Origin of the sequence: Brevibacterium picturae (assembly GCF_030453725.1) — a bacterium.
Classification (GTDB): Bacteria; Actinomycetota; Actinomycetes; order Actinomycetales; family Brevibacteriaceae; genus Brevibacterium; species Brevibacterium sandarakinum_A.
The window spans coordinates 1-5,860 of sequence record NZ_JAKDJU010000179.1 but is presented as its reverse complement, the minus strand read 5'-3'; the positions used below and the strand labels follow the sequence as shown (position 1 = coordinate 5,860).

Below are 5,860 nucleotides of genomic sequence, written 5' to 3'. Positions count from 1 at the left end.
GGTCTGCAGTCGACCGTCCTGTCCTGGATGGTTCCCGGCGGGGCGTGAGGCCCAGCGAGCTGAACACTGAACACTGAAGACTGAATACTGAAGAGTACGAACCGAAGAGAAAGAGGCCGTGCCCATGGTCAAGAGACAGTTGCCCAATCCGTCCGAGATCTTCGAGCTGATGAAGTTCAAGAAGTTCGAGCTCGACTCAAGGAAGCGCCGTCTCGATTCGGCGCTGACGATCGAGGATCTGCGCACGATCGCAAAGAGGCGCACACCTGCCGCTGCGTTCGACTACACAGACGGCGCAGCGGAGGGGGAGATCTCCATGGAGCGCTCGGTGCAGGCCTTCGAAGATATCGAGTTCCACCCGTCCATCCTCAACGATGTGTCGCAGGTTGATACGACGACTCAGATCCTCGGCGGCAGTTCGGCGATGCCCTTCGGCATCGCGCCGACCGGGTTCACCCGGCTGATGCAGACCGAAGGCGAGATCGCTGGCGCCTCGGCTGCCGGTGCGGCGGGCCTCCCGTTCACATTGTCCACACTGGGAACGACCTCGATCGAGGACGTGAAGAAGGTCAACCCGAATGGGCGGAACTGGTTCCAGCTCTACGTCATGCGCCAGCGGGAGATCTCCTATGGCCTCGTCGAACGGGCTGCCGCTGCCGGATATGACACCCTCTTCTTCACCGTCGACACTCCGATCGCCGGTGCTCGACTGAGGGACAGTCGCAATGGGTTCTCGATCCCGCCGCAGCTCTCGCCCAAGACCGTGCTCAACGCCATTCCACGGCCCTGGTGGTGGTGGGACTTCCTGACGACGGAGACGCTGCAGTTCGCGTCCCTGTCCGAGACCGGCGGAACCGTCGGGGAGCTCCTCAACTCGGCCATGGATCCGTCCATCGACTTCGACGATCTGGCCACGATCCGCAAGATGTGGCCGGGCAAGCTTGCGATCAAGGGAGTCCAGACCGTCGCCGATGCCCGGAAGCTGGCCGACCTGGGCGTCGACGCCATCGTGCTGTCGAACCACGGCGGCCGCCAGCTCGATCGCGCTCCGGTGCCCTTCGAGCTGCTGCCCTCGGTGGCGAAGGAGGTCGGTCAGGACCTCGAGATCATAGTCGACACCGGTATCCGCAATGGTGCCGACATCGTCGCATCGATGGCGCTGGGTGCGGACTTCGCGCTCATCGGCCGGGCCTACCTCTACGGGCTCATGGCCGGCGGCAGGGAAGGCGTCGACCGGACGATCGCGATCCTCAGCGAGCAGGTCGAGCGGACGATGAAGCTGCTCCAGGTCTCGAACGTCTCAGAACTCAACCCGAGTCATGTGACGCAGCTGCGGCGGTTCAGCCGGGATGGTCAGTTGGACGGAGTGGAGACGGACGCTGGGACAGAGACGCCGTGAACGGTACTCGGACTGCTCCCGGCTGCGACGCCATTCATCGCAGAATCCACATCGCCTTTCGTCAGGACGTGGGTGAATGTCAGCCGGCGCCCGCCGTCGTTCGCCGAGGTGGGGCTCAGGTTCGCGTGTCCACCCGATTGAGCACGTACACCGAGACAGCCACGAGGAGGCACGTCCACAGTGTGGAAACCGTGACGACGAGGGCAGCGCTCGCCGCGGAGACCGACGAAGCATCGAACGAGGTGTTGTCTCCGCCGACCAGGGACGTGCCGAGCTGAGTCGCATGGGTCGCCAGCGCATACGGAGAGACGAGTGCAGCTGTGGGCCCGATCAGCAGAGCGGTCGTGGACAGGCCTGTGACCACCAGTGCGATCGCCACCGGGACGGCGAACGAGCGGATGACGGTCGACAGCCCCGACTGAATGGCCGCGATCGGCACGCAGGCGATGATGACGAGAACGCTGCTGAGGATGTACTCGATCGGCAGCAGACCCGGCAGTCCGAACACGAGTTTTCCGACGACCACGACGGTGATGAGCAGAACCACCTGCATGAGCCCGGCCATGACAGCGACCGCCCCGACCTTGCCGATCACGGTGCGCCATGTGGGGGAGGGGGTGGACATGAGCGCGTTCCAATTGCCGTTGCGGTGCTCGACCCGCCACACCAGGGCGGCGAGGATGGCGATGCCGACCGGCAGCAGAGCCATGCCGTAGAAGCCTATCGACCGGATCCACAGCGTGTGCCAGCCGTCCGTCACCCCCTGCTCGGTGTTGAGTGTGCCGATGGCACCGGAGGCAACGGCGATGACGGGAAGGAGAACCACGATCGGCCAGCTCAGTGAGCGCCGCAGCTTCCTGAACTCGGTTGGCAGCGGTGCCATCTCATTCCTCCTGACGATCGAAGCGGGCGGTGATGAGGGCGAAGGCGCCGGCGCTGACCACAGCCAGAACAAGGATGGCGAGCAGGGGAATGTCGAGGTAGACGAGGTCGGTTCCGACATAGGCGGCCGCGCTTGCCAGCTCGTAGTAGCCCCAGGGTGTGACGAATTGCAGCCACCCCGGCAGCGCCGGGGCGAAGACGGCGATGAAGACGCCGATGACAGCGACGCCGAGACACACGATCTGATTCTCGACCTTCGCCGACAGCACGATATGGAACGCGAGCACAGAGAGGTTGATCGTCACAGCCGCAACGGTGAATGCCGTCCAGTGCGCGGCGGGAAACGCCGAGGATATGCCGATGCCCCAACCGGCCGTGATGAGAATGAGGCTCTGCAGCACCGTGGCCGCGACGATGATGAGTCCGAGAGAGGCGAATTTCGCCCGACACAGTCGTCCCGGAGTCGCTCCCGATGTCGACGACAGCATCCAGCCGTTGCCCGCGTGCTCGATCTCGACCAGCCGGCTGGAGAGGACGGCGATGACGAGCGGGGAGATGAGGCTGAGAGCGAGTCCGAGGCCGGCGAGCAGAATCTTCCAGCCGAAACCGTCGGGATCATCGAGCTGTCCGAGCATCCCCGAGGCGAGGGCGCGGAAGGCAGTCACCCCCGCGATCCCCAGCGGGAGGACCACGGCGATCGGTCCGATCCACAGGTGCCGCATCTTCGCGAATTCATTGCCGATGACGCTCATAGTCCTGCTCCAGCGGTCAGATCTTTGAAGACGTCCTCGAGTGACTGTTCGTCCCGTCGGACCTCGAAGACGTCGATATCGGCTTCGACCAGGCTCGAAACGGTCCGCGCCGTCGCCTCCTCGCCGAGGCCGCCGATCCGGATCGTTCCAGCGTCGGGCTGCCAATGGTGGCCACGTCTCTCCACCACCGCCCGGGCACCGATGGGGTCGGAGCAGCGGATGAGGACGTCGGGTGTCGACTCCGACAGCAGCTGTTGGCGCGAACCTTGGAATATCAGACGGCCCTCGGAGACGATGCCGAGCACCGTTGCGGTCCGATCGATCTCGCCGAGGAGGTGGCTGGAGACCATGACCGTCACGCCCGCCTCGGCGAGGGTGCGGAGAAGATCTCTGATCTCCTCGATCCCAGCTGGATCGAGGCCGTTGGTGGGTTCGTCGAGGATGAGGATCCGGGGTGCTCTGGCCAGGGCCATCGCAATGCCGAGGCGCTGCTTCATGCCCAGGGAATAGTCACGGACGCGCTTCGACATGTGCCGGCGGAGGCGAACGGTGTCGACGGCCCAGTCGATCTGGCGGGGTGGGAGGTCGAGGAGCCGACCGACCAGCCGCATGTTCTCCTGCCCGGTGAGGTGGGCGTAACCGGGTGGGGATTCGATGAGGGAGCCGATCTGACCGAGCAGACTGCGTCTGGTCCGACGGGTCATCGCTCGGCCGAGGATGTGGACCTCGCCGGTCGTCGGGCGGATGAGTGAGAGGAGCATCTTCATCGTCGTCGACTTCCCGGAGCCGTTGGGGCCGAGGAATCCGTAGACGCAGCCTTCGGGGACCCGGAGGCTGAGATCGGTCACGGCGGCGCGGGAACCGTAGCGTTTGGTCAGTCGGTCGGTGGCGATGGCTGTGTCCATGCCATCCAGCCTCGTCGGTCGAGGCCAGCGGCACATCGGTCTCAGGACAGAGACCCGGTTGAGCAGTGAGGTTCGCACCTCTGTCCTGAGACAGAGGCTTCAGTCGTTGTCGGCGCGGACCAACCCGGAGGTGAAAGCGGTGACGACGATCTGGACCCGGTCGCGCAGATCGAGTTTCGTCAGGATGTTGCTGATGTGGGTCTTGACGGTGCCCTCCGTGAGGAAGAGCTCGGCGGCGATCTCCGAATTCGACAGCCCCTTGGCGACGAGGTGGACGACATCGACCTCTCGTGGGGTGAGGGCGGGCAGCGCGGGCGCCTCGACCCGGGATGTTCCCGCGGATTCCGAGGGCGGGGACGGCACGGTGAACTGCTCGAGGAGGCGCCGCGTAGCGCTGGGCGCGACAACCGCGTCCCCAGCGCTGATATGGCGGATCGCCGAGGTCAGCTCGGCGGTTCCCGCATCCTTGAGGAGGAAGCCACTGGCCCCGGCTCGGAGTGCGTCATAGACGTATTCGTCGAGGTCGAAGGTGGTGAGGATGAGCACCCCGGGCGCACCTTCGGCCCCACAGATGAGGCGGGTGGCCTCCACGCCGCTCATCCGCGGCATGCGCACGTCCATCACGACGACATCGACCTCGTTGTCGTGGACGAAGTCGACGGCGATGTCCCCGTCCTCAGCTTCACCGATGACGCTGAGATCGGGTTCGGCGCCGAGGACCATGGCGAATCCTCGACGCACCATCTCCTGGTCATCGACGAGCAGAATGCGGATCGTCATGGACCATCTCCGATCGGGAGTCGTGCGCGGACCGCGAAGCCGTGTGGATCGATGGAACCGGTCTGCAATGTGCCGCCGTAGGCGCTGATGCGTTCGTGCATGCCGACCAGACCGTGTCCAGCGGAATCTGCGAGACCGGCGTCGGTCGGTTGCGGGGCCTCGGAATGTGCGCTGTCGCGCTCAGGAGCAGGCCCCTGGCCATCGTCACTGATCCGGACTTCGACACTGGTGTCGGTCGTTTCGATGACCACGCTGACCTGCTGAACCGAGGCTCCGGCGTGTTTGCGGACATTGGTCAGCGCCTCCTGGACGGTTCGATAGACCGTGAGACCAGGTCCTGCAGGCAGCCGGTCCTGCCCGCCGCGGTACTCGAAGGCGATGGGAAGACCGACCGCTCGTGACTCCTCGATGAGCCGGTCGAGCTGTTCGACTCCCGGCTGGGGTGCCTGCTCTGCCCGTTCATCCGATCTGAGGACATCGAGCATGCCACGCATCTCGGTCAGAGCGGACCGGCCGGTGTCCCGAACGTCTTCCATGGCACGTTTGGCCTGGTCCGGTTTCGACTCCACGGTCGTCGCGGCACCATCGGCCAGGACGGTGACGACGCTGAGGCTGTGGGAAACGACGTCGTGGATCTCGCGCGCGATGCGCGAGCGCTCCTCGGCCGCGACGATCTGCTTCTGTGCGTCGGCCTGTCGTGCGAGCTGACGAGCCCGCTCATGCAGGCTCTCGATATGCGCTCTGCGGAACCTCACCAGTGCACCCCAGGTTCCCGCCCATATGACGAGAGCGATGAGGACTCCGATATCGCCGAGGTTGAGGTACCCCGACTGCAGAAGTCCTGTCGTGGCGATGACGGTGACGATGACGACGGCCGATGTGGCCGGGGCGGAGACGACCCACCGGCATCTGGAGGAGAGGTTGTAGAGGGCGAGGACGAGCACGAGGTCGGCGACGAGTGGGTCGACGTCCAGGGCCAGCTGGATGACGGCGACGATGAGGATCGTGAGGAAGACCGGCACCGGATGCTGGCGTCTGAGCACGTAGGGAGCGCAGAGGCCGAGGGAGAGCAGGATCCCGGTGCCGGCCCACAGGTGCTCCGGAGTAGCAGCGAACTGTATCGGCAGGTTGTAGATGAAGAC

At 65.0% G+C, this 5,860-nt stretch carries 6 protein-coding genes; 1 reads left to right on the top strand and 5 read right to left on the bottom strand.

What is annotated here, in order from left to right; all coding sequences use genetic code 11:
• Window positions 1-124 precede the first annotated feature (124 nt).
• On the top strand, window positions 125-1,399 hold the full coding sequence (locus L0G76_RS13495; RefSeq protein WP_304357691.1) for an alpha-hydroxy acid oxidase: 1,275 nt from the start codon (window positions 125-127) through the stop codon (window positions 1,397-1,399).
• Window positions 1,400-1,514: 115 nt separating this feature from the next.
• On the opposite strand, the gene L0G76_RS13490 is transcribed toward L0G76_RS13495, so the two are convergent.
• The 5 genes from L0G76_RS13490 to L0G76_RS13470 all read right to left on the bottom strand — a co-directional run.
• Window positions 1,515-2,282 carry an ABC transporter permease gene (locus L0G76_RS13490; RefSeq protein ID WP_304357690.1) on the bottom strand — a complete coding sequence of 256 codons (768 nt, stop codon included), beginning with the start codon at window positions 2,280-2,282 and terminating at the stop codon, window positions 1,515-1,517.
• 1 nt (window position 2,283) lies between these two features.
• Entirely contained in the window at window positions 2,284-3,033 is a 750-nt protein-coding gene (locus L0G76_RS13485; RefSeq protein ID WP_304357689.1) for an ABC transporter permease, read from the bottom strand.
• Window positions 3,030-3,938, bottom strand: coding sequence for an ABC transporter ATP-binding protein (locus tag L0G76_RS13480; RefSeq protein ID WP_301478041.1), 909 nt, complete (start codon window positions 3,936-3,938; stop codon window positions 3,030-3,032). The genes L0G76_RS13485 and L0G76_RS13480 overlap by 4 nt, the downstream gene beginning before the upstream one ends.
• 99 nt (window positions 3,939-4,037) lie before the next feature.
• On the bottom strand, window positions 4,038-4,718 hold the full coding sequence (locus L0G76_RS13475) for a response regulator (RefSeq protein WP_301478039.1): 681 nt from the start codon (window positions 4,716-4,718) through the stop codon (window positions 4,038-4,040).
• Window positions 4,715-5,860, bottom strand: a 1,146-nt coding sequence (locus L0G76_RS13470; RefSeq protein WP_304357688.1) for a sensor histidine kinase, incomplete at its 5' end; no start/stop codon positions are given. The genes L0G76_RS13475 and L0G76_RS13470, both read right to left, overlap by 4 nt.

What these genes read in the sequence shown, in the direction of transcription:
- L0G76_RS13495 (WP_304357691.1), top strand. Translation starts at nt 125, where the DNA reads ATGGTCAAGAGACAGTTGCCCAATCCGTCCGAGATCTTCGAGCTGATG.
- L0G76_RS13490 (WP_304357690.1), bottom strand. Translation starts at nt 2,282, where the DNA reads ATGGCACCGCTGCCAACCGAGTTCAGGAAGCTGCGGCGCTCACTGAGC.
- L0G76_RS13485 (WP_304357689.1), bottom strand. Translation starts at nt 3,033, where the DNA reads ATGAGCGTCATCGGCAATGAATTCGCGAAGATGCGGCACCTGTGGATC.
- L0G76_RS13480 (WP_301478041.1), bottom strand. Translation starts at nt 3,938, where the DNA reads ATGGACACAGCCATCGCCACCGACCGACTGACCAAACGCTACGGTTCC.
- L0G76_RS13475 (WP_301478039.1), bottom strand. Translation starts at nt 4,718, where the DNA reads ATGACGATCCGCATTCTGCTCGTCGATGACCAGGAGATGGTGCGTCGA.